The 21149-nt window shown below is 71.9% G+C and carries 21 protein-coding genes and 1 riboswitch; of the genes, 10 read left to right on the top strand and 11 right to left on the bottom strand.

The features are described 5' to 3' along the window. Positions 1–231 precede the first annotated feature (231 nt). On the top strand, positions 232–525 hold the full coding sequence (locus tag ABH926_RS20905; protein WP_370367361.1) for a DUF4193 domain-containing protein: 294 nt from the start codon (positions 232–234) through the stop codon (positions 523–525). Between the two features lie 188 nt (positions 526–713). Here ABH926_RS20905 and ABH926_RS20900 read toward each other — a convergent pair whose 3' ends face one another. Together ABH926_RS20900 and ABH926_RS20895 are read right to left on the bottom strand one after the other, a co-directional pair. After that, positions 714–1163 carry a DUF3093 domain-containing protein gene (locus ABH926_RS20900; protein WP_370367360.1) on the bottom strand — a complete coding sequence of 150 codons (450 nt, stop codon included), beginning with the start codon at positions 1161–1163 and terminating at the stop codon, positions 714–716. Between the two features lie 56 nt (positions 1164–1219). Next, positions 1220–1447: a hypothetical protein gene (locus ABH926_RS20895; protein WP_370339807.1), complete on the bottom strand. Its 228-nt coding sequence runs from the start codon at positions 1445–1447 to the stop codon at positions 1220–1222. Positions 1448–1696: 249 nt separating this feature from the next. Between ABH926_RS20895 and ABH926_RS20890 the strand changes: the two genes are divergently transcribed. The 4 genes from ABH926_RS20890 to ABH926_RS20875 all read left to right on the top strand — a co-directional run bounded on the left by ABH926_RS20890 (position 1697) and on the right by ABH926_RS20875 (position 4656). Continuing rightward, complete coding sequence (locus tag ABH926_RS20890) at positions 1697–2236, top strand: PaaI family thioesterase (RefSeq protein ID WP_370367403.1); 540 nt, start codon at positions 1697–1699, stop codon at positions 2234–2236. Continuing rightward, a complete protein-coding gene (dut, locus tag ABH926_RS20885) occupies positions 2236–2694 on the top strand; it encodes a dUTP diphosphatase (protein WP_370367359.1) in 459 nt (152 codons plus the stop codon). The genes ABH926_RS20890 and dut overlap by 1 nt, the downstream gene beginning before the upstream one ends. Before the next feature lie 206 nt (positions 2695–2900). Next, positions 2901–3668, top strand: a complete 768-nt coding sequence (locus tag ABH926_RS20880) for a DUF3710 domain-containing protein (RefSeq protein WP_370367358.1) — start codon at positions 2901–2903, stop codon at positions 3666–3668. Positions 3669–3849: 181 nt separating this feature from the next. Continuing rightward, on the top strand, positions 3850–4656 hold the full coding sequence (locus ABH926_RS20875; RefSeq protein ID WP_370367357.1) for a DUF3159 domain-containing protein: 807 nt from the start codon (positions 3850–3852) through the stop codon (positions 4654–4656). On the opposite strand, the gene ABH926_RS20870 is transcribed toward ABH926_RS20875, so the two are convergent. The 3 genes from ABH926_RS20870 to ABH926_RS20860 form a co-directional block, all read right to left on the bottom strand. Next, positions 4653–5231: a TetR/AcrR family transcriptional regulator gene (locus ABH926_RS20870; protein ID WP_370367356.1), complete on the bottom strand. Its 579-nt coding sequence runs from the start codon at positions 5229–5231 to the stop codon at positions 4653–4655. The two genes, ABH926_RS20875 and ABH926_RS20870, sit on opposite strands and share 4 nt — an antisense overlap. A 237-nt stretch (positions 5232–5468) precedes the next feature. Next, on the bottom strand, positions 5469–6140 hold the full coding sequence (locus tag ABH926_RS20865; protein ID WP_370367355.1) for a TrkA family potassium uptake protein: 672 nt from the start codon (positions 6138–6140) through the stop codon (positions 5469–5471). Next, complete coding sequence (locus ABH926_RS20860; RefSeq protein ID WP_370367354.1) at positions 6140–6799, bottom strand: TrkA family potassium uptake protein; 660 nt, start codon at positions 6797–6799, stop codon at positions 6140–6142. Before ABH926_RS20860 ends, ABH926_RS20865 begins: the two co-directional genes overlap by 1 nt. Before the next feature lie 127 nt (positions 6800–6926). Between ABH926_RS20860 and ABH926_RS20855 the strand changes: the two genes are divergently transcribed. Next, positions 6927–8315, top strand: coding sequence for a class I SAM-dependent RNA methyltransferase (locus ABH926_RS20855; protein WP_370367353.1), 1389 nt, complete (start codon positions 6927–6929; stop codon positions 8313–8315). 2 nt (positions 8316–8317) lie between these two features. Then, a riboswitch (ZMP/ZTP riboswitch) is annotated at positions 8318–8421 on the top strand. Between the two features lie 28 nt (positions 8422–8449). Further along, entirely contained in the window at positions 8450–9712 is a 1263-nt protein-coding gene (gene glyA, locus ABH926_RS20850; protein ID WP_370367352.1) for a serine hydroxymethyltransferase, read from the top strand. 69 nt (positions 9713–9781) lie between these two features. Here the strand turns inward: glyA and ABH926_RS20845 are convergent, their stop codons facing one another. The 3 genes from ABH926_RS20845 to ABH926_RS20835 all read right to left on the bottom strand — a co-directional run bounded on the left by ABH926_RS20845 (position 9782) and on the right by ABH926_RS20835 (position 12884). After that, complete coding sequence (locus ABH926_RS20845) at positions 9782–10750, bottom strand: pirin family protein (RefSeq protein ID WP_370367351.1); 969 nt, start codon at positions 10748–10750, stop codon at positions 9782–9784. Next, the gene (locus ABH926_RS20840) at positions 10747–11052 is read right to left on the bottom strand and encodes a GNAT family N-acetyltransferase (protein WP_370367350.1); all 306 of its coding nucleotides are present in this window, start codon (positions 11050–11052) and stop codon (positions 10747–10749) included. Before ABH926_RS20840 ends, ABH926_RS20845 begins: the two co-directional genes overlap by 4 nt. Positions 11053–11138: 86 nt before the next feature. After that, positions 11139–12884 (bottom strand): DNA polymerase IV, encoded by a 1746-nt coding sequence (locus tag ABH926_RS20835; protein ID WP_370367349.1) that lies wholly within the window; start codon positions 12882–12884, stop codon positions 11139–11141. A gap of 283 nt (positions 12885–13167) precedes the next feature. Here ABH926_RS20835 and ABH926_RS20830 point away from each other — a divergent pair, with 283 nt between their 5' ends. Continuing rightward, the gene (locus ABH926_RS20830) at positions 13168–13995 is read left to right on the top strand and encodes a methyltransferase (RefSeq protein WP_370367348.1); all 828 of its coding nucleotides are present in this window, start codon (positions 13168–13170) and stop codon (positions 13993–13995) included. A 281-nt stretch (positions 13996–14276) separates the two neighbouring features. Next, a complete protein-coding gene (locus ABH926_RS20825) occupies positions 14277–14696 on the top strand; it encodes a DUF3040 domain-containing protein (RefSeq protein WP_370367347.1) in 420 nt (139 codons plus the stop codon). Between the two features lie 91 nt (positions 14697–14787). Here the strand turns inward: ABH926_RS20825 and ABH926_RS20820 are convergent, their stop codons facing one another. From ABH926_RS20820 to ABH926_RS20810, 3 genes are read right to left on the bottom strand one after another with little or no spacing between them, the layout of a single operon-like run. Further along, on the bottom strand, positions 14788–17496 hold the full coding sequence (locus ABH926_RS20820; protein WP_370367346.1) for a transglutaminaseTgpA domain-containing protein: 2709 nt from the start codon (positions 17494–17496) through the stop codon (positions 14788–14790). Positions 17497–17524: 28 nt separating this feature from the next. Beyond that, a complete protein-coding gene (locus tag ABH926_RS20815) occupies positions 17525–18928 on the bottom strand; it encodes a DUF58 domain-containing protein (RefSeq protein WP_370367345.1) in 1404 nt (467 codons plus the stop codon). 30 nt (positions 18929–18958) lie between these two features. Continuing rightward, entirely contained in the window at positions 18959–19924 is a 966-nt protein-coding gene (locus ABH926_RS20810) for an AAA family ATPase (RefSeq protein WP_370367402.1), read from the bottom strand. A gap of 642 nt (positions 19925–20566) precedes the next feature. On the opposite strand from ABH926_RS20810, the gene mraZ reads away from it, so the two are divergent. Further along, a complete protein-coding gene (gene mraZ / locus ABH926_RS20805) occupies positions 20567–21019 on the top strand; it encodes a division/cell wall cluster transcriptional repressor MraZ (RefSeq protein WP_370367344.1) in 453 nt (150 codons plus the stop codon). The last annotated feature ends 130 nt before the right edge of the window (positions 21020–21149 follow it).

Raw genomic sequence — 21149 nt, 5'->3', positions numbered from 1 at the left:
GTTCCGGGGTGTCGATTGCGTAACGGGTCTTGAAGTACGGCACAATCTGCGCTTCAGCGGGCACAATTGCGCTCCTTTCCGCGTTACTGCGCTGACGGCGAAACGCCGACGGCGCCCGAGCGCAGACGGTAGCGCACCGCTTGTGCCGGCCGCGTCGGGGCGCCACCGCCGTCGCCGCACTGAAAAGCACCAACACGACGACGAAAAGCCGTCAGGGGAGAGGGATCAAGAATGGCTACCGACTACGACACACCGCGCAAGACCGACGACGACCTCAACGAGGACAGCCTGGAGGAGCTGAAGGCCCGCCGCACCGACAAGGCCGGGGGCCTGGCAGACCTGGAGGAGGGCGACAACGAGTCGCTCGAGCTCCCCGGCGCCGATCTGTCCAACGAGGAACTGTCGGTGCGCGTGTTGCCACGCCAGGCGGACGAGTTCACGTGCACCAGCTGTTTCCTGGTGCACCACCGCAGTCAGCTGGCGCGTGAGAAGGGCAACGAGATGATCTGCAAGGACTGCGCCTGACCGCGTCGTCGGTAGGTAGTCTCTGCGCCCCTTGGGCCCCGCGTGCGCGGGGCCTTTGCGTTTGTGGCTTTACCCGACACAGCATCTGTACCCGACCCAGCATCCGTGCCGGCCCCGGGGCGGGTCAAGGAATGCCGGCGGAAGTTGCTGCGAACGGGCGAGTAACGACGGTGGGGGCTCCGCGCGCCTCAGCGGGCGGAGAGCACCTTGACCAGCTTGTCCGGGCGCCGCGTCGACAGGTACAGGTACGGCGTGGGGTCCTCGGGGTCCAGGACGTCGACCCGTACCGCGGTGCTGACATAGCCCCGCAACAGCATGAACGCGCGCGCGTCGGCCTCCGTGGTCCGCAGGCGCCGCGCGGCCTCGGCGTCCAGGGCGGTGGCTGCCCCGAGCGCCGTGAGGGGGAGACGGGCGGGGCCGGCTTCGAGGTACCCGTCCTGGACGCGTACTCCGACGCGTCCGTAGGCGACCACGAGGGCCCCGCACAGTACTGCCGTGACGAGCGCCGCCGCCAGGGCCGCGGCCGGGCTCACGCGCAGAAAGATGAGCCCGCCCATCACGCCGGCCATCGCGGTGACGGCCCACCAGCCGGCCGGCGCGGTGAGGCGTTCGTCGTATGTGCTGTCCTTGCCTGCCATGCCGACAATCTCCCACATCCTCCTAGGAGGTCGGCAGCGGTCCCCTCCGTGGGCACCTAACGGTCCATCGCCGCCCCCTCCCTTCCGGCGCCTGCCGAGTCCCATCCGGGGATCTCGGTGATGGTGTCGGGCTCCACGTCCCACTCGCGACCGCCGCCGGGCGGGCGGAGCCAGGCCCGGGCCCGGGTGTAGGCCATCAGCCGGCCGATCCGGCCGCTGGCGTCCCGGACGAGTGCGCCGACTTGGGGGAGGCCGTCCGTTTCAGGGCTCTTCATGGACTTCATACCGTGGAACGTAGGACGGGGGCGCGTCATGGATATCAGTGGTGGTGATACGAGACGAATACAAAGAGTGTCCGCTAACTCCGTGAGCCCCTACGCATATCCCGGCCAAAGCTCCGCAGGAGCCCGGCCGGGTGACGTCGGGTGGGGGCAGGTGTGAGGCGGGCCACGCCCCGTCAGATGCGCCAGGGCTGTGCCGGTAGATTCCTCACCGTGAGACCTGCCTCTACGACTCCGCCGGCCGACGCCGTGATGCCGGACAAGCACCCGAACGCCCCCCAGCCCGGGACGAAGCTCGGGTCGCACTACTCGCGCTGCTTCGGCTGCGGTGACGACGCGCTGGGCGGCCTGCGGGTGTCCTCGACGGTCGGCGAGGGACTGAGCGTCACCACCGAGTTCACCGTCACCGACAACCACCAGGGTGCGCCCGGCCTGGCCCACGGCGGCCTGCTCGCCCTGGCCTTCGACGAGGCGCTGGGCGCCGTGAACTGGCTGATCGGCGCGATCGCCGTCACCGGCCGCCTGGAGACCGACTACCTGCTGCCGGTCCCGGTCGGCACCACGCTGCACATCACCGCGCAGTGCGACGGCATCTCCGGCCGCAAGATCTACACCTCCGCGGTGGGCCGTCTGGACGGGCCCGAGGGCGAGGTCGCCGTCCGGGCGACCGCGATCTTCATCCAGGTGGGCGTAGACCACTTCCTGGAGAACGGGCGCCTCGAGGACGTGCAGGAAGCGATGCACGACCCCGAGCAGCTCCGGGCGGCGCGCGCCTTCGAGGTCAACCCGTAGTGTCCGGGGTCGACGTCCTCATCCGGCGGCTCGACGAGACCGTGCCGCTCCCGTCGTACGCCCATCCGGGGGATGCCGGGGCCGATCTGCTGACGACCGTGGACGCCACCCTGGCCCCCGGCGAGCGGGCCGTGCTGCCCACCGGCGTGGCCATCGCGCTGCCGGACGGCTACGCGGCCTTCGTGCACCCGCGTTCGGGCCTGGCCGCGCGCTGCGGGGTCGCGCTGGTCAACGCGCCGGGCACGGTCGACGCCGGGTACCGCGGCGAGATCAAGATCATCCTGGTCAACCTCGACCCGGTGCACCCGGTGACGCTCAAGCGGGGCGACCGGGTGGCGCAGCTGGTAGTACAGAGGGTGGAGAGGGCGGTCTTCCACGAGGTCGCCGAGCTCCCCGGTTCGCACCGCGGTGACGGTGGTTTCGGTTCGACCGGGACGGCTGCGGGAACACCTGCGTAGATCCCGCGCGTTTCCCTGAGAGAGGCCCAGTGACGGTACTCTCACCGAGGTCTCGCGTGACGACCGTGCACCAACCGGCCCCACCGGGCCGGGGTAGAACCGTGTCCGTCGGCGTGGCCTACCGGCCCTGGCGGCCGGGGCGGGTGGCGCCCCGTGGAGTAGAGCGCTGCGTCTTGAGGACGCAGAGATAGAGAGAGTGGGAAGCCGTGGTTTTCCGACGCGGACAGAAGGGTGACTCGGACCGGCGCGACCGGGTGAGCGAGGCCGACGCCTACGGCGACCTGAGCGAGGTTAAGGACGAGGAGCGCAAGATCAGCCTCGCCGACGTCTCGCGGGCCGCGGGACCCTGGGACTTCAACGAGGTCGAGGACCCCAAGGCCGGCCGTGTCGACCTCGGCGCGCTGCTGGTGCCGGCCGTGGAGGGCATGGAACTGCGGCTGGAGATGGCCGACGCCGAGCAGGTCATCGCGGCCACCGTGGTGGCCCGTCAGTCTGCGGTGCAGCTGCAGGCCTTCGCCGCGCCCCGCAGCGAGGGCATCTGGGCCGAGGTCCGCGCCGAGATCTCCCTGGAGATCTCCAAGCAGGGCGGCACGGTCGACGAGCGCGAGGGGCCCTTCGGCATCGAGCTGCGGGCCCAGGTGCCGGTGCAGGCCCCGGACGGCAGCCGCGGCGTCCAGCTGGTCCGCTTCATCGGCGTGGACGGCCCGCGGTGGTTCCTGCGCGGCGTGGTGTCCGGGCAGGGCGCGGTGCAGCCCAAGGAGGCCCTGGACATAGAGCACGTGTTCCGCGACACCGTGGTCAGCCGCGGCAACTCCCCGATGGCCCCGCGCGACCCGATCCCGCTGCGGATGCCCGCCGAGGCGCAGCAGGCCATGCAGCAGCAGGCCGAGCCGGCCGAGGGCGAGGGCGGCCAGTACGCGCAGGGCGACCTGAACCCGTTCGAGCGCGGGCCAGAGATTACTGAGCGGCGCTGAGCTCACTGAGCGGCGCTGAGCTGACTGAGCGGCGCAGAGCTGACTGAGCGGCGCAGAGCTGACCAAGCGTCGTCAGGCCACCGGACCCCCGCCGTGTGACAGCCGGGTAATCCGCGCCAAGGAGTGACTAGTGGGCCGAGCAGTCCTGTTCCGGACTGCTCGGCCCGCTACAGTTCGCAGTATGTCCTTGGAGAGCGGCCAGCGCGCCGAACCGATGAGCCACGGCGAAGCCCTCGCCCAGGCAGACCGTGACGCGCTGGCGAAGCAGGCCGAGACCAAGGCCTACGAGGACGCCGTCAAGAAGGCGTTCGGCGGCAAGATGGGGATGGCCGACGCGGGCCTGCCGGCGATCTGCTTCCTGATCGTCTACACCGCGACGAACAACCTCAACCCGGCCGTGATCGGCTCGGTGGCGGTCGCGGTGGTCATGTTCGTCATCCGGCTGCTGCGCAAGGAGACCCTCCAGCACGCGCTGTCCGGGCTGTTCGGCGTCGTGGTCTGCGCGGCGTTCGCGAAGTTCTCCGGCCACGCGCAGAACTACTACCTGCCGGGCATCCTGATCAACCTCGGCTCCTTCCTGCTGTTCGCCATCTCGGCGGCGGTCCGGTGGCCGGTCGCCGGCCTGATGATCGGCCCGATCACCGGCGAGATGACCACCTGGCGCCAGGTCCCCGGCCGGCTGCGGGCCTTCACCAAGGCCACCTGGCTGCTGGCCGGCCTGTTCGCGGTGAAGCTGGCGGTGCAGGTGCCGCTGTACCTGACGCACCACACGACGGCGCTCGGCGTGGCCAGGCTCGCGCTGGGCTATCCGCCCTATCTCGCGTGCCTGTACGTCGCGTGGCAGTGGATCAAGAACGCGCCGCCGCCGGTGATGCCGGTGACGGACGAGGACGAGAACGCCGACGCCGACGCCGACGGCGACACCAATGCCAACGCCAATGCCAACGCCAATGCCAATGCCAATGCCAATGTGGCGGAGACCGCCTAAGCGCGCATCCCGTCCACGACGAGCGCGGCGATCTGCATCCCGATCGCGTCCGAATCCACCTGCGGCAGCGCCGGGTCGCGGGCCAGGCGCAGGCCGGCCGACAGCGCGCCGAACAGCGCGTGGCGCAGGACGTCGGAGTCCACGTCGGCCCGCAGCTCTCCGGCGGCCTGTCCGCCCACGATCAGCTCGTCGACGCGCGCGACGAGTTCGCCGGTGTCGTGCGCGTGCGGGCTCTGCAACACGATCGGGTAGTCGGCACCGATCCTGGCCAGCTCGCGGATCAGGCGCGCCAGCGTCGCCGCCGCCCCGTCGCCGGCCGCCCGGGCGTGCTCCAGGGCCGCGGCGAACTCCAACGCCGCCTCCTGCCCGATGGCCTCGACCAGTGCCTCCCTGGTCGGATAGCGGCGATAGACGGTCGGTCGGGCCACCTGCGCCTCGTCGGCGACCCGCTGCATGCTCGCCGCCGGGTCGTCGGCCAGCACGCGGGCCGCGGCCAGGAGGATCCGCCGCTGGTTGCGCCGGGCGTCGGAGCGGAGGTCCGGGGCGGGCTGCTCAGCGGGGGTGCCCGTGCTCAATTGATACAGCTCCATCTCACTTGATGCAGTGGTGTCTCAGTTAGGCGCGCGCCCATTCCGCTCCCCTCGGCTGGGAGACCGCGGTGAACAGCCTGCGTCTGGGCCGCCTGATCCGCAGAGTGCTGACGGATCCCTCGGCCATACCGGCCTCCTGAAGCCGATATAAGGCGCAACGACACAGGCCCGCAGGAGATGTCTCGTGCGGGCCTGTGTCGTGAATCCCTATAGCGTTCCCGCTCAGCTCTCCACCGGGGCCGGCGAAAGCAGCTCCTCGAGCTCCTCCTCGCGGTCCACGTGCGCCACGAACAGCAGTTCGTCCAGGGCCGCCAGCGGCTCCTCCGGGGTCGGGATCAGCACCCGGCCGCCGCGGATGATGGTCACCAGGGCGGTGTCCTCCGGCCAGTCGACCTCGCCGACGGTGATGCCGACCAGGGCGGTGTCCTTCGGCAGGGTCAGCTCGACCAGGTTCGCGTCGCCCTGGCTGAAGCGGAGCAGGCGGACCAGGTCGCCGACCGAGACGGCCTCCTCGACCAGGGCCGAGAGCAGGCGGGGGGTGGAGACGGCGACGTCCACGCCCCACTTCTCGTCGAACATCCACTCGTTCTTCGGGTGGTTGATGCGGGCCACCACGCGGGGCACCCCGTACTCGGTCTTGGCCAGCAGCGACACGACCAGGTTGGCCTTGTCGTCGCCGGTGGCCGCGACCACCACGTTGCAGCGCTGCAGCGCCGCCTCGTCCAGCGAGGAGATCTCGCAGGCGTCGGCCAGCAGCCACTCGGCCGTCGGCAGGCCCTCGACGGCGATCCGCGACGGGTCGCGGTCGATCAGCAGGACTTCGTGGCCGTTCTCCAGCAGCTCCTTGGCGATGGAGTTGCCGACGTTGCCGGCTCCGGCGATTGCGACACGCATCAGGCGCCCGGTCCCTTCGCGAAAGCGGCCTCGACCCGGGCGACGTCCGCCGGGTCCACCATGACCTGCACCAGGTCGCCGTCCTGCAGGACGGTGTCGGAGGAGGGGAGCAGGCCCTCGCCGAGCCGGGTCAGGAACGCCACACGCACGCCGGTGGCGTCCTCCAGCTTGGCCACCCGGTGGCCCATCCACGCCGGCGCGGTGTGCACCTCGATCAGGCTCACCTGGCCGCTGGGGTCCCGCCAGATCTCGGTGGAGCCGGTGGGCAGCAGGCGCCGCAGCATCTGGTCGGCGGTCCACCGCACGGTGGCCACGGTCGGGATGCCCAGGCGCTGGTATATCTCCGCGCGCCGCGGGTCGTAGATGCGCGCGCAGACGTTCTCCACACCGAAGTTCTCGCGGGCCACCCGCGCGGCGATGATGTTCGAGTTGTCGCCGCTGGACACCGCCGCGAAAGCGCCGGCGTCGCCGATCCCCGCCTCGGCGAGGGTGTCGCGGTCGAATCCGGCCCCGGTCACCCGGCGGCCGGCGAAGTGCGGGCTGAGCCTGCGGAAGGCCCCGGGGTCCTGATCGATGACCGCGACCGTGTGGCCGAGATCCTCCAGGCTGTGCGCCAGGGTGGAGCCCACCCGGCCACACCCCATGATGACGACGTGCACGTTCGACCCTCTCGGGAGACTTAGGACGACGGACTTTCGATGTTCGTAACTCGACGGTACTACGGGGCGTGAGCCCCTGTTTCCGTGCCCGGCGGTGGGCGGACCCGACTACCCCTAGGCTTGCGATGTGAAACGACCTGCCGACCGCCGCCGTCCCGCCGAAGCCGCAGCCTCCGACCACCGCTCGCCCGCGCCGGAGCGCCGTTCCGGCGACGCGGTGGGCACCAGGATCGAGGTCGAGGTCGGCCCGCCCGGACACGGGGGTTTCTGCGTCGCGCGGCACGAGGGGCGCGCGGTGTTCGTGCGGCACGCGTTGCCCGGGGAGCGGGTCATCGCGGAAGTGACGGACGGCGACGCCAAGGACTCGTTCTGGCGGGCCGACGCGGTGGAGGTCCTCCAGGCCTCCGAAGACCGCGTGGAGGCCCCCTGCGAGTACGCCGGGCCCGGCCTGTGCGGCGGCTGCGACTGGCAGCACGCGAGCTACGAGGCGCAGCTCCGGATCAAGGGCGAGGTCGTCGCCGAGCAGCTGCGGCGGCTGGCGAAGCTGGACCGCGAGGTGGTCGTCGAGGAGGTCGCCTCGCCGTTCGGCTGGCGCACGCGCGTGCAGTTCGCGGTGGATCCCGACGGGAGCCTGGGGTTCCGGAAGCACCGTTCCCACGAAGTGGTCCCCGTTGAGGAATGCGCCATCGCGTCCTCCGGGGTCGACGAGGTCGGCGCTCTCCAGCGGAACTGGCCGGGGATGGAGACGGTCGAGGTGATCGCCGCGACCGGCTCTGCGGACCGGGCTCTGGTGGTCACCCCGAAGCGCGGGGAGCAGATGCCCTATGTGGACGCCGACGTAAAGGTGTCCGTTCTGCGGGGCGTCTCCAGGAACACCCACATCTCCGGTGTGCAGCGCATCCATGGGCGTCCTTACGTACGCGAGGTCGCCGAGGGACGCACTTGGCGGGTCAGCGGTAGCGGCTTCTGGCAGGTGCACCCGGCGGCGCCGGACGTGCTGACCGAAGCGGTCCTGGACTACCTGAATCCCCGGGAAGGGGATGTGGCGCTCGACCTCTATTGCGGAGTCGGCCTGTTCGCCGCTCCGTTGGCCGAGGGCGTCGGCGAGAGCGGTGCGGTGCTGGCGGTCGAACTGGACCGACAGGCCGTCCGGGACGCCGCGCACAACCTCGGGTTCGTGGAGGACCAGGAGGAGAGCGCCGAGTTCCCGTGGCTGGACCTCGTCGAGGGCTCCGTGGACGAGGTCCTGGCGGACGAGGGCTACGTCCCGGACCGCGCGGACATCGTCGTGCTCGACCCTCCGCGGGCCGGAGCGGGCCGGGACGTGTGCGACCGCATCGCCGCGCTCGGGCCGCGCGCCGTGGCGTACGTCGCGTGCGACCCGGCTTCGCTGGCCCGGGACGTCGCGTACTTCGCGGAGGCCGGCTACGAGCTGACCGACCTGCGGGCCTTCGACCTGTTCCCGATGACCCGGCATGTGGAATGCGTGGCGTTGCTGCGACCCGCGCAGCGATAGCATTTGTCCATCGCGACTGGCGCAGACCGCGTGAAACCACGCGGAGGTGGAACCGACCACCAGGAAGCGATCGACGTAGCGGGCACCGCGCGCCTGGGTGTCCTTCCGGACGATGACGCCCGAGGAGGCATCACATGCACTCGCCCGCCATTCCCGAGCTCGCACAGGAAGACCCGCAGATCGCAGGCCTGATCGAGGACGAGGCCCGCCGCCAGTACGAGAAGATCCGCATGATCGCCTCGGAGAACTATGTCTCCGCGGCGGTCCTGGAGGCCTCCGGCACGGTCCTGACGAACAAGTACTCCGAGGGGTACGCCGGCCGCCGATACTACGAGGGCCAGCAGTTCATCGACCCGATCGAGACCATCGCGATCGACCGCGCCAAGTCGCTGTTCGGCGTGGACCACGCCAACGTGCAGCCCTACTCCGGCTCCCCGGCGAACCTCGCGGTGTACCTGGCGTTCCTGAAGCCGGGCGACACCTTCATGGGCGCGGGCCTGGCCGCCGGCGGCCACCTCACCCACGGCTCCCCGGTGTCGGTGACCGGCAAGTGGTTCAACCCGGTCGCCTACGGCGTCTCCCGCGAGACCGGCATCGTGGACATGAACGAGGTCCGCGACCTGGCCCTGAAGGAGCGCCCGAAGGTCATCTTCTGCGGCGGCACCGCGATCCCGCGCACCATCGACTTCCCGGCCTTCGCCGAGATCGCCAAGGAGATCGGCGCCATCCTGGTCTCCGACATCGCGCACATCGCCGGCCTGGTCGCCGGCGGCGCCCACCCCTCCCCGGTGGGCTACGCGGACGTCATCACCACCACCACGCACAAGACCCTGCGCGGTCCGCGCGGCGCGATGATCATGACGACCGAGGAGTACGCGACGCCGATCGACAAGGCCGTCTTCCCCGGCCTGCAGGGCGGCCCGCACAACCACACCACCGCCGGCATCGCGGTGGCGCTGAAGGAGGCCGCGCAGCCGGAGTTCAAGACCTACGCGGCGACCGTCGTGGCCAACGCCAAGGCGCTGGCCGCCGGCCTCACCGAGCGCGGCTGGGACCTGGTGTCCGGCGGCACGGACAACCACCTGATCCTGGCCGACCTGACCCCCAAGGGCGTCACCGGCAAGGTGGCGGCCAAGGCGCTGGACGCGGCCGGCATCGAGCTGAACTACAACTCGGTGCCCTTCGACCCGCGCAAGCCGTTCGACCCCTCCGGCATCCGCCTCGGCGCGGCCGCGATCACCACGCGCGGGCTGAAGCCTGAGCAGATGGGGCAGATCGCGCAGTGGATGGACGAGACGGTGCAGGCCGCAGCCAAGGGCGACACCGAGCAGTACGCGGCGATCGCCGGGCAGGTGCGCGAGCTGATGGCGCAGTACCCGATGCCCGGTTGGGCGTGATGTAAGGACGCATGAACGCTAAGGGCGCCCACAGCTGTGGGCGCCCTTAGCGTTTTCCTTAGGCGTTCTCTAGCGGGGTGCGCGGCCGCGCGGCTTAAGGCGGATCCCTGGTAGCGGCGGTGCGGGGATGCGTTCCTCGACCGTGTGCCCGGCGATGTCCGGGAAGCGCTCCACATTGCGCTTCTCCCAGTCGTCGCGGGCCTCTTCGATGTCCTCGTGGGTGCGCCCGACGAAGTTCCACCACATGACGATGTCCTCGCGGAACGGTTCGCCGCCCAGCAGGATCACATGTGCGCCAGTGCGGCTGCTGAGAGTCAGTTCGTCGCGGCCGGTGCCGAGGTAGAGCAGGGGGCCGGACGGGACGTCGGTCTCGGCGGCGGTGAGGTCGCCGTCGATGACCATCAAGGCGTGCTCGTGGTAGTGGGTCAGCGGGATCGTCGCCGCCGCGCCGGGGTTGACGGTGATGTCCGCGCCGACGATCGGGGAGTAGGTGGTCGCCGGGGATGTGACGGTGTCCAGCGTTCCCAGGAAGACCAGTGCGCGCAGTCCCGGCAGCTCGTAGACGGGAAGGTCCCGGTGCTGTTCGAAGTGCGGCGCGGTGTTCCGGTGCTCGGCGGGCAGGGCGGTCCAGAGTTGCAGGCCGTGGCCCACTGTCCCGGCCTCCGCGTCAACGGAGATCTCCGAGTGCGCGATGCCGCGGCCGGCGGTCATGATGTTCAGCTGGCGGGGGCGCACCACGACGTCGGAGCCGACGCTGTCGCGGTGCCGGACGTCGCCCCGGAACGGCCAGGTGACGGTCTGCAGGCCGATGTGCGGGTGCGGGTTGACGTTCATCGGGGCGGCCTGCGGGCCGAAGTGGTCCAGGAAGCACCAGGCGCCGACGGTCGGCAGCACCCGTTGCGGCAGGGCGCGCATCACGTGGACGCCGCGCACGCCGCCGAGCGGTACGTCCCGTGCTTCGTAGAACTCGACGACCGGGCCCGGGTCGGCCTTGGCCCGGCAGTCCTGCTCGGCGGGATTCGCGTCGAGGTTGCTCACGACGCCGGCCACTGGACGTGCTCGTCGTACTCAGGGTGCTTGCGCAGGTAGGCGGAGATGAAGGGGCACACCGGGATGATCTCCTCCCCGCGCGCCACGGTCGCGTCCAGCGCGTGCCGGGCCAGCACCGACCCCAGCCCCTTGCCCTCGAACGCCGGCTCGATCTCGGTGTGCACGAAGACCGTGCCCCCGGCGCGGCGCCGGTAGGCGGCGAAGCCCGCGAGCTGGTCGCCGTAGAAGAGCTCGAAGCGGTCTTCGAGTTCGTTGTCGACGACCTCGGTCTTGGTGGGCTCATCAGTCATGCTGCCGATGCTAGTGCCGGGGTCGGTGGCGTGCTCGGCGAGCGTGTGAGCTGCGGTGGGGTGCGAACCGGGGCGGTCGGCGGCGCTCAGCCGGTGTCGGTGTCCGCCTCGGTGCGGGCCTCGGTGTCGGACTCAACGTCGGCCTCGGTGTCGGCCTCGGTGTCGGCCTCGGTGTCGGCATCGGCGTCGGACTCGGTGTCGGCATCGGCGTCGGACTCGTCGGCGAGTTCGTCCATGGGCGTCCCGGCCAGCAGCGCCAGCGCCTCGCGGGCGACGGCCGCCGCGTCGACCAGGTGCAGCGCCGGGTCGTCGGCGCGCACCGTCTTGATGCGCCCCGGCCCCGACCACGGCGTCTCGAAGCGCACCGTGACCCGGCCCAGGCCGCTGCCCTGGACCCAGCCGCTGCCGAACTCGTCGTGGGCCACGTCCTGGCCGGGCAGGAAGCGGCGCTCGGCCACCGCCGTCTCCACCGCGCCGCGCGTTCCGGGCGGCAGCGGGCCGAACTGGCGGGGGGAGCGTTCGCCCTCGACCGTGGTGACCGGGGTCGTGATGTCGGCCGGGTCCGGCGCCGCTTCGGGTTCCGGCTCCGGCTCCGGTTGCTGGTCGGGGGCGGGCGCGGGGGTGGTGACCGTGCCCCGCGGCATGTCGAAGTCGGCGTCGCCGACCGGTGCCGGCGCCGCCGGTTCCGAGGCCTGCTCCCACAGCTCCAGGGCGACCTCGGGGTCCTCGGCGGCGGTGAACAGGTCGAGCTGGGCCCACTCGGCCAGGCCCGACAGGCCCACGCCGAGCAGGCGGATGCCGGGGACCAGCTGGGTGGCGGCGGCCACGGCGCCGGGGAGCATGCGGTGCGTGGCCGCGCGGATGGCGGTCGGGTCGTCGGTCGGGTTGGCGGTGGTCTCGCTGCGGGAGACGGTCGTGAAGTCGTGGCCGCGGACCTTGATGGTGATGGTGCGGCCCGAGCGGCCCGCCTTGCGGATGCGGCTGCTCAGGCGGGTCACCAGGTCGTCCATATGGGCGGTGATGGTGGCGGGGTCCAACAGGTCCTCGGCGTAGGTGTCCTCGACGCTCACCGACTTCATCTCGCGGTCGGTGCTCACGTCGCGGTCGTCCCGGCCGCGGGCTATGGCGTACAAGGTGGTCCCGTAGGAGGCGCCGACGATGGCGGTCAGTTCGGTCAGGCTCAGGGTTCTCAGGTCGGCGACGGTGGTGGCGCCGATCTTGCGCAGGCGCTCGGCCGTGGCCGGGCCGACCCCCCACAGCGCGCGGACGGGGAGCGGGTCCAGCCAGGTCTGCTCCGTGCCCGGTTCGATGACGACCAGACCGTCGGGCTTCTCGGCGTCGGAGGCGATCTTGGCGATGAGCTTGCTGGTCCCGGCGCCGATGGAGGCGGTCAGGCCGGTCTCGTCTTTGATGCGGGTTCTCAACGTGTCGGCGATGCGCCGTGCCTCAAGTGTCGCATTGTGCGTACTTTCGGTGTCAAGCGATCTGAATAAGTGTGATATGTCGATGAAGGCCTCGTCGAGGCTGAGCGGTTCCACCAGCGGCGACAGCTCGTGCATCAGGGCCATGACCCGCTCGCTGTACGCCTGGTACGCGCCGAAGCGCGGGATCAGGTAGGCCGCGTTCGGCGCCCGCCGCCGGGCGATGCCGGTCGCCAGCGCCGAGTGCACGCCGAAGGCCCGCGCCTCGTAGGACGCCGTGGACACCACGCCCCGGTTCCCGATCCCGCCGACCACCACCGGCTTCCCGCGCAGGCTCGGCTTGTGCAGCTGCTCGACCGACGCGTAGAACGCGTCCAGGTCGACGTGGAAGATCGAGGGCAGCCGGCGCACGCCTCCATCGTGCACCGGGCCACTGACATCTGCTGGCAGTGACAGGAGTGGCGGCTGGGAGGGCCCGGGACCGCCCGCCACACCGCCGCTCGGGTGACCCGGGCGCCGCGACCGGCCACGACGCCCCGCGAGACGCCGCGACGCCCCGCGAGACACCCCGCGAGACACCCCGGTCCGGGACCGGCCCGGTCCACTACGCTGGCCCTGAAGCCTCTCCACGGCCGAGCCGGACCCTGGTCCGGCCCGGTCCGGAGCCCGAGCCGACCGCAGGAGTGCACCCCTCATGGCCGACAGCGCCGCCAGCGCGACCGCCACCCCCGCCGCCCCAGGACCCGCCGAAGGCGCCGCGGGGCCGGGTGGGTCCGCAGGCCCGGCCGCGGCCCGCCGCGCCCAGGCCCGCACCGCCGTCCTGTGGCAGGCCCTGCGCACCGTCCTGGACGCCTCCGGCGCGCGCGACGTCCTCGACGTCGGCGGCGGCACCGGCGGCTTCGCCGTCCCGATCGCCGAGCTCGGCCACCGGGTCACCGTCGTGGACCCCAGCCCCGACGCGCTGGCCGCCCTGGAGCGCCGGGCCCGCGAGGCCGGTGTGCCCAAGGACGCCCTGCGCGCCGTCCAGGGCGACCTGGCCGGCCTGCTTGAGTACGTGGAGCCGGGCAGCGTGGACCTGGTCCTGTGCCACGGCGTCCTGGAGATGGCCGAGGACCCGGCGGCCGGCCTGGCCGCGGTCGCCGACGTGCTGCGGCCCGGCGGCGTGGTGAGCCTGCTGGCGGCCAACCGCACCGCGGCGGTGGTGGCCCGGGCGCTCGGCGGCCACTTCGCCGAGGCCCGGCGCGCGCTGGCCGACCCCAGCGGCCGCTTCGGCGCCCAGGACCCGCTGGCCGCGCGCTTCGACGAGGAGCAGCTGGGCCGGCTGCTGCGCGAGGCGGGGCTTACGGTGCAGTCGGTGCACGGCGTGCGCGTGTTCACCGACCTCGTCCCCGGCGCCCTGATCGACACCGACCCGCAGGCCGCCTCCGACCTCGCGGCGCTGGAGGCGGCGGTCGCCGACCGCCCGGAGTTCCGCGCCGTGGCCGGCCGCCTGCACCTGCTGGCCCGCAAGATCGCTTCTTGATACCTGCTTACGGGGGAACTCCCGGCTGTTTCCAGCGAACCTTTTCGGCCCCGGAAACGTTCTTGTCATTGAAGGTGCAAGTGCAGGTGTAAGGGGCGGACCCGGCACCGTCCTCGCCGTCGGGATCGACCATGCGTAGCACAGCGCATACCAGGGCATCGTTCCGATGAAGGGGTCTCGCCGATCCGTTCTGGTGGGAGCTTTCGTAGACCCCAGGGTCTGCTTATTCTTAAGACAGTCACCGCCTATGTGTGGCTGTGGATGCTGGGAGGATAGGCCAAGTGCCGCTGTCTGATCATGAGCAGCGCCTGCTGGAGCAGATGGAGCGCGCGCTGCACGCGGAGGACCCCAAGTTCGCCTCCGCGCTCCAGGGGGCGGATCTGCGCGCACTCTTCCGGCGCCGCGCCCTGCTGGCAGTGATCGGTTTCGTCCTCGGCATCGGCATGCTGGTGGCCGGCCTGGTGATCAACCAGATCGCGCTGAGCGTGGGCGGCTTCGTGGTGATGCTGGGCTGCGCGTGGCTGGCCTACGCCAGCTGGCGCCGGATCCCCGCCCCCGGCGAGATCGTGCCGGTGGCGCGCCGCAAGGCCCGCGCGGTGGCCGGGAAGTCGGGCCGCGGCTCGGGACGCCAGAACCGGCAGCCGACGATGCGGCGGTTCGAGGAGCGCTGGCAGCGGCGGCGCGACGAGGGCAACCTCTGACAAAGCTCAAAGGCCGGGCCCCGGGATCAGATCCCGGGGCCCGGCCTTTCGTCTGCCGCTTGTCAACCGCTCGTCTACCGCTCGTCCGCCGCTACTGCCGCGTCCGCTCGTCCCGCCCGGCCGGCCCCGAACCGCCCCGCCGCGCGCCCGGCGTCCTGGACCGCAGTTGCGAACCGGCGCTCTGCACCCGCTCGTACATCCGGCCGGTGAAGTCCTCCCGGCGCTCCCGCAGCGCGGTCAGCGCCGACGGCGGCAGCACCGTGGCCCGGATCCGGGTCCGGCGGGAGACCGGTTCGGCCAGGCCGGCCCGGATCTCCTTGAGGTCCTCCAGCAGGTTCGGCGTCGGCGCCGCCCCGGAGGCCGTCGGACGGTGCAGGGTCCGCGCGTAGTTGGCCCGCTCGGCCAGCACGGTGACCCGGCCCATGGCGTCCTGCGCCGGACGCGACAGGTGCGCCTGCTTGATGATCCGCTCGGCGCTGCGCCGCGGGGTCTCCGAACGCGGCCAGGAGTAGCCCAGGTCGGTGGCGCTGTCCCGGACCTCGTCCCAGGCCGCCAGGATCCGTAGGCGCTCCGGGTCCTCCTCGGGCCGGCGCGCGGAGGGGATGTCCGCGGACTCCCAGTCGAGCCCGTCGGCGTCGTCCGCGCCGGCCTTCGCGCGTCGTCCGCGCCGGCCCGCCGCCAGCTTCCAGCGGGCCCGGCGCCGCGCGATGCGCACCGCCATCGGGACGCAGGCGATGAGCAGCAGCGCCAGCAGGATGAAGCGCAGGGCGATGGCGTATCCGGAGCCGCCGAACAGCCAGTACTGCAGGAACCGCGGCACGGCCCCGAACCAGCCCAGCCAGCTGAACTTCGCCTTCGGGGCGGTCAGCGCGGTACCGGTGTCGGAGTTGGCGCCGCAGCCGCCGGCCTTGCGGATGTTCACCGGGCAGTTGCTCGCCGAGGAGGCCCCGGCGCCGGACGGAGCCGTCGTGGTCGGGCTCTGCGACGGCGAGGTCGTGGTGCTGCCGGAGGCGTTGGTGCTGTAGTGCGGGACCCGGCCGTGGCCCGGGCTGAGCGTGGAGTTGTCGATGCCCACCGTCGGCTCGAACCGCAGCCAGCCGACGCCGTGGAAGAACAGCTCCGGCCAGGAGTGGTAGTCGTGCATCTTGACCAGGTAGCTGCCGTCGCCCTGGGACTGGCCCGGGGTGAAGCCCACCGCGACGCGGGCCGGGATGCCGATCGAGCGCGCCATGGCGGCCATGGTGTCGGCGTAGTACTGGCAGAAGCCCCGCTTGTTCTGCAGCAGCCAGTCCATCGCGCTGTCGCCGGTCTGCTGCTGCTTCGGGACGTTCATCGAGTACGAGAAGCCGTTGGCGGGGTTCTGGAAGTAGTCCTGGATCGCCTGCGCCTGGTCGACCGGGTTGGTCAGGCCCTTGGTGATCTGCTTGGCCAGCGCGCTCACATCGGCCGGGATGTTGCCGGTGGCCAGGTCCTGGCCCAGGTTGAAGAACGTCTTGTCGTCGTTGCCGGCCGGGGCGGCCGCGGCCAGCTCGGCCGGGGTCAGCGAGGTCGTGTCGAAGACCGTGGCCTGGTAGCTCATCTGCGGGTAGACCGAGGTGGATCCCAGGACCGCCAGCGAGTCCACGTCGATCGAGAAGCCCGGCGTCAGCCTGGCGACCTGCTTGGTCGGGTAGGGCAGCGGCAGCGAGCTGAGGTTGCTGCCCGGCACCTTGGTGCTCTCGTTCGTCAGGTAGGTGATGGTCACCTGGTTCGTCTTCGGCTGGGTCGGGTTCACCGTGAACCCGGGGACGGTGCCGGAGATCATCTGGTCGTCCGGGATCGGCTTCAGCGCCGCCGACGGGTTCGGCGTCCAGGGCGTGGTGCTCTTGCCGTCGAACAGGTCCAGCGTCTGCAGCCGGATGTACTGGGGCGAGCCGGTGTACTTGAGCACCGGGTCGTCGGTCAGCGAGCCCAGGTTCGCCTTCAGGTCCAGGACCTGGCTGAAGGAGCCCTTGGCCTTGTGGCCGCTGCCGTTCCCGTTGCCGCTGTCCGGGCCGATCCCGAACAGGCCGCCGGAGACGGTGGGCAGCAGCACCGGCGCCAGCACCGCGACGATCAGCGCGTACATGGTGATCTGGTGCCCGGTGGCGGCGATGGGTCCGGTGTCCACGCGGGCCTTGGGCGCCGGGACCGGCTTGCCGTCCGCGCCGGTCCGCTGCCGTCCGGCGTGCACCAGCGGGCGGCCCCAGCGGCCCAGCCGGTCGCGGCCCTCGGCCGACAGCAGCGCGGTGTAGCCGGCCGCGGCCAGCGCGAACGCCAGCCAGTCGTAGCCGCCGCCGCTGCGGGTGGCCGGGACCAGGTAGAGCGCCAGCAGCGGCAGGCCGGCCAGCGGGGCCGCGGCGTAGGTCGCGGCCAGCGCGTCCACCAGCACCGCCAGCGCGCTCAGCGAGAGCACCAGGATCGCGGCGATGCCGGAGGTGGCCTGGCCGCCGACGAAGGTGTCGCGGATGTCGGTCGCGCCGGTGGAGTACAGGTTCCCGAGCTTGCTGAACACCGCCCAGGTCGGCAGCACGCCGGCGAACGCCACGTCGTGCGCCAGCAGCACCATGTCGTACCAGAAGACGACGGCGGCCTGGGCCAGCACCACCAGCGGCCGGGGCCGGATCAGCCGCCGGAACAGCTCGCCGGAGGCGGTGGCCACGATCACCGCCAGCACGATCGGCCAGACCCAGGAGCCCGGCGCGAGCAGCCGCAGCAGCCCCGAAGAGGTGAGCAGCAGCGCGACGGCCGCGGCTATGCCTATGCGCAATCTGCCGGTCATCGCTCCATACCCCCGTCGTCCCCGTCGGTCATCGCGCCGCCCCCAGTTCCGTCCCGGTCATCCCGGCCGCCCCGGTCATCCCGGTCATCCCGGCCGCCCGGGAGCCGCCGCTGCCGCTGCCGCCGCCGGTGCCGCGGCGCGCCGCCAGCTCCCACAGCTCCGGCAGCCGGTCGCCCGGCTCCACCTCCACCACACGCCAGCCCCCGACCCGCAGCACCTGCGCCGACCCGGTGAACCGGGCCTGCGCCTGGGCCATCGGCTTGCCGCCGAGCCAGGACGCGGTGTCCATGGCGAAGGCCACGCCGGAGGTCGTGGAGTGCCGGACTCGGGCCAGCTCCGAGGCGTCGTCGCCGGACAGGTCGCCGAGCACGGCGATCACCAGGCTGTCCCCGCCGCCCTGGCGCAGCATCGCGTTCGCGCCGGACAGCGTCGCGGCGTTGCTCATCTCCACCACGGCCAGCGCGTCCAGCAGCATGCCCTCGAAGTCCAGGCCGACCGCCGCCGAGGAGTCGTGCGCCGCCGCGGTCACCGCCTGGCCGGTCTCGGTCAGCAGCCGCACCGCGTAGCCGTGCCGGGCCATGTGGATGGCGATCGAGGCCGCGGAGGAGACCGCCCACTCGAAGGAGGAGGCCGGGCCGTCGCCGCGGTGCGCGATCGCGCGGGTGTCCAGCAGGATCGTCGCCCGGCTCTGCCACACCTGCTCCTCGCGGCGCACCATCAGCTCGCCGGTGCGGGCCGTGGAGCGCCAGTGCACCCGGCGCAGGTCGTCGCCGTGGCGGTACTCGCGGGTGCCGATGTCGTCCTCGCCGGCCGCGGCCACCGAGGTCGCGTGGCCCTCGCCGCGCCCGCTCCAGGCCTGCCCGACCGGGGCGTTCGGCAGCGCGTGGACCTGCGGCGTCACCGTCAGCGCGTGCTGCGCCGAGAACGAGCGCGACAGCTCCACCAGCCCGAACGGGTCGGCCAGCCGCAGCGCAAGCGGGCCCAGCAGGTAGCGGCCGCGCACGTCGGAGCGCACGCGGTAGACCACCCGGCGCCGGCCGTTGGGCTCGACCTTGTTCAGCACGAAGCGCGGCCGGGAGCCGAGCACGTACGGCACCCGGTCCTCGACCAGCAGCGTGCCGGAGGGCAGCCGGGAGACGTTCTCCAGCCGCAGGTGCACGCGCGCCTCCTGCCCGACCCCGACCCGGGCCGGCTCCAGCGCGCGCCGGCACGACACCCGGTAGCGGGTCCGGGCCAGCACCATGATCGCGATCAGCGGCAGCATCGCCAGCATCGCGCCGACCCGCAGCAGCACCTTGTAGTCGAAGAGCATCCCGCAGGCCATCGCGGCCAGGCCGGCGGCCAGGAAGGACCGGCCGCGGGTGGTCAGGCCGGCCAGCCGCCCGCCGCGGCCCTCGGTGTTCTCCGTGTTCTGATTCTGTTGGGCGGACATGGTTGCCCTTTTCTGTGAGCGGCGAAGGCGTCAGCGTCGGGCGTGGTGCGCGCCGCCGCCCAGCGAGGGCACCGGCACCGCCGCCACCAGGCCGGCCACCACCTGCTCGGTGGTCCGGCGGCTGATCTGGGTCTCCGCGGTCGGCAGCAGCCGGTGCGCCAGGACCGAGACCGCCAGGTGCTGGATGTCGTCGGGCAGCACGAAGTCCCGGCCCTCCATCGCCGCGGCCGCCCGGGCCGCCCGGACCAGCTGCAAGGTGGCCCGGGGCGAGGCGCCCAGCCGCAGCTCGGGGGAGGTGCGCGAGGCGTTCACCAGGTCCACGGCGTAGCGCCGGACCTCGTCGGAGACGTGGATGTGCCGGACCGCCTCGATCAGCGCGGCCACCTCGCGCGCGTCGGTGACCGGCCGCAGCTGGTCCAGCGGCGAGATCTGGCCGTGGGTGTCCAGCATCCGCAGCTCGGCGGCCGGCGCCGGGTAGCCCACCGAGATGCGGGCCATGAACCGGTCGCGCTGGGCCTCGGGCAGCGGGTAGGTGCCCTCCATCTCGATCGGGTTCTGGGTGGCCACCACCATGAACGGGGACTCCAGGTGGAACGTGGTGCCGTCCACGGTCACCTGCCGCTCCTCCATGGACTCCAGCAGCGCCGACTGGGTCTTGGGGGAGGCGCGGTTGATCTCGTCGCCGACCACGAAGTTGGCGAAGATGGCGCCGGGCTTGAACTCGAACTCCTTGCGCTGCTGGTCGAAGATCGAGACGCCGGTGATGTCCGAGGGCAGCAGGTCCGGGGTGAACTGGATGCGGCGCACCGTGCAGTCGACAGTCCTGGCCAGCGCCTTGGCCAGCATGGTCTTGCCGACCCCGGGCACGTCCTCCAGCAGCAGGTGGCCCTCGGCCAGCAGCACGGTGACGGCCAGCTTCACCACCTCGGGCTTGCCCTCGATGACCGTCTCGACGGCGCTGCGGATCCGGGCGGTCACGGCGGCCACGCGCTCCAGGCCGGCCCCGCCGACCGGACCGGGCGGGGGCGCCGCGGGAGCCGCGACGGCGTCCAGGCCGCCGCCCCCGGTGTATCCCAGCTCGCTGTTGCCGACCGTCACAGGATCCTCCCACCACTGTCCGATCGGCCGCGCGGTGTTCCGCGCGGCCGCCCCGCCTGCGTCCCGGGCCGTGTCGGATCCGCCGGATCCGGCGGGCACGGTCGCCAGGCCCCCGCCGCGTGCCTCTTCACGCTCGGGGCGTCCACTCTTCCCGCTGATCGCACGGCGCGCCCAGCGAAAACATGTACTCCTCAGATCTTCGCTCACTGCGGGGCGCCTAGGGCAATAGATGAGGCCAAAACTTTGACCCAGTGGTCTGGACCACCGCCTTCACGCTCCCGTTGAAGGCAAGACGTCTTCTGGACCATCTGCGTTGCAGAACCCGTTCGGGGCAATCACTCATCCGGGGTCCGAGGCCACTGTGACCTGCCCTGATCCGATGTTCGAGGGTTGCCCGCGACGTTTGGTGGAGTACAGTGGGGGGAAGTGGAGCGGGACCGGGGCCGGATTCGGACTACCGCGCAATGCGCAGATTTTTTACGGACCCGGCCTATCTGTTCGGTACCGACCTGGACGCCGACCGGCCGGGAGGAGGCGCGCGTGTTCCTCGGCACCTACACGCCCTCCCTGGACGACAAGGGCCGGCTGATCCTGCCCGCGCGCTTCCGCGAGGAACTGGCCGCGGGTCTGGTGGTGACCAAGGGGCAGGAGCGCTGTCTGGCGGTGTGGACCGCCGAGGGCTTCGCCGAGCTGACCGCGCAGATGCGCAGCGCCGCCCGTCCCGGCGCGCCGGACGCGGCGATAGGCCGCTCGTCCCGGGACTACCACCGGGTGTTCTTCGCCAGCGCCTACGACTGCCAGCCGGACGCGCAGGGGCGGATCGTGATCCCGCCTCCGCTGCGCGCCTACGCGGGGCTGAGCCGGGAGTGCGTGGTGATCGGCGCCGACACCCGGCTGGAGATCTGGGACGCCGCGGCGTGGGCCGACTATCTGGCCGGGGCCGAGTCCGCGTTCTCCGCGTCCGGATCGGAGGCGCCCCCGGACCAGTTCTGAACCCGCGCGGCAGCCGGAGACGTTCCGGTGGTCGCCGGAGCACGGCGCACGCCGCGTGCCCTGTGGCCTCCTCCCGCTCGACCGGGCCGCCAGGCTGGCACACCTTCCCCGGTGCCAGCCCGGCGGCACC

Origin of the sequence: Catenulispora sp. GP43, assembly GCF_041260665.1 — a bacterium.
In the GTDB taxonomy this organism is placed as follows: Bacteria; Actinomycetota; Actinomycetes; order Streptomycetales; family Catenulisporaceae; genus Catenulispora.
Note: the sequence above shows the minus strand (reverse complement) of the source record. Positions and strands in the feature narration are given on the sequence as shown.

Excerpts from the sequence above, each read along its gene's own strand:
- ABH926_RS20905 (WP_370367361.1), top strand. The coding sequence starts at position 232 with ATGGCTACCGACTACGACACACCGCGCAAGACCGACGACGACCTCAAC.
- ABH926_RS20900 (WP_370367360.1), bottom strand. The coding sequence starts at position 1,163 with ATGGCAGGCAAGGACAGCACATACGACGAACGCCTCACCGCGCCGGCC.
- ABH926_RS20895 (WP_370339807.1), bottom strand. The coding sequence starts at position 1,447 with ATGAAGTCCATGAAGAGCCCTGAAACGGACGGCCTCCCCCAAGTCGGC.
- ABH926_RS20890 (WP_370367403.1), top strand. The coding sequence starts at position 1,697 with ATGCCGGACAAGCACCCGAACGCCCCCCAGCCCGGGACGAAGCTCGGG.
- ABH926_RS20875 (WP_370367357.1), top strand. The coding sequence starts at position 3,850 with ATGTCCTTGGAGAGCGGCCAGCGCGCCGAACCGATGAGCCACGGCGAA.
- ABH926_RS20865 (WP_370367355.1), bottom strand. The coding sequence starts at position 6,140 with ATGCGTGTCGCAATCGCCGGAGCCGGCAACGTCGGCAACTCCATCGCC.
- glyA (WP_370367352.1), top strand. The coding sequence starts at position 8,450 with ATGCACTCGCCCGCCATTCCCGAGCTCGCACAGGAAGACCCGCAGATC.
- ABH926_RS20840 (WP_370367350.1), bottom strand. The coding sequence starts at position 11,052 with ATGACTGATGAGCCCACCAAGACCGAGGTCGTCGACAACGAACTCGAA.
- ABH926_RS20830 (WP_370367348.1), top strand. The coding sequence starts at position 13,168 with ATGGCCGACAGCGCCGCCAGCGCGACCGCCACCCCCGCCGCCCCAGGA.
- ABH926_RS20820 (WP_370367346.1), bottom strand. The coding sequence starts at position 17,496 with ATGACCGGCAGATTGCGCATAGGCATAGCCGCGGCCGTCGCGCTGCTG.
- ABH926_RS20815 (WP_370367345.1), bottom strand. The coding sequence starts at position 18,928 with ATGTCCGCCCAACAGAATCAGAACACGGAGAACACCGAGGGCCGCGGC.